1 protein-coding gene is annotated in these 505 nt (G+C 46.7%); it reads left to right on the top strand.

Annotated features, from left to right (window positions below; genetic code table 11):
- On the top strand, positions 1-505 hold a 505-nt coding region (locus tag R7R78_RS29765), incomplete at both ends, for a phosphate/phosphite/phosphonate ABC transporter substrate-binding protein (RefSeq protein ID WP_225475048.1).

The raw sequence follows: 505 nt of genomic DNA on the forward strand, positions 1-505 counted from the left end.
TCTGTCGTTGCTCAACCTTCCATTGTTTTTGGTGTGGTGCCACAACAATCGGCCACCAAATTAGTTCAACAATGGCAACCCTTACTGCAACGTTGGGGCGAGCTTGCCGGAGTTGAAATCAAATTTGCTACTGCGCGTGATATTCCTACTTTTGAAGCCCGTTTAATGGCTGGAGAATATGACATCGCGTACATGAATCCTTATCACTTTACGTTGGTGAATCAAACTCCGGGTTATACGGCGTTAGCAAGAGCGAAGAACAAGCGTATTACAGGGATTATTGTAGCGAGAAAAGGGCAGTCAGTTACTCTTGATGATCTGCAAGAAGAGACGATTGCTTTTCCGGCTCCGCGCGCGTTTGCGGCTTCCATCATCACGCAATCTGAACTAGAACAGAAAGGCATCAAATTTACGCCCAAATATGTGGGCTCGCACGATTCGGTCTATTTAGGTGTTCTGAAAGGTTTGTATGTCGCTGGTGGTGGCGTGAAGCGTACCTTTGAGA

This window comes from Vibrio sp. 2134-1, from assembly GCF_033339495.1.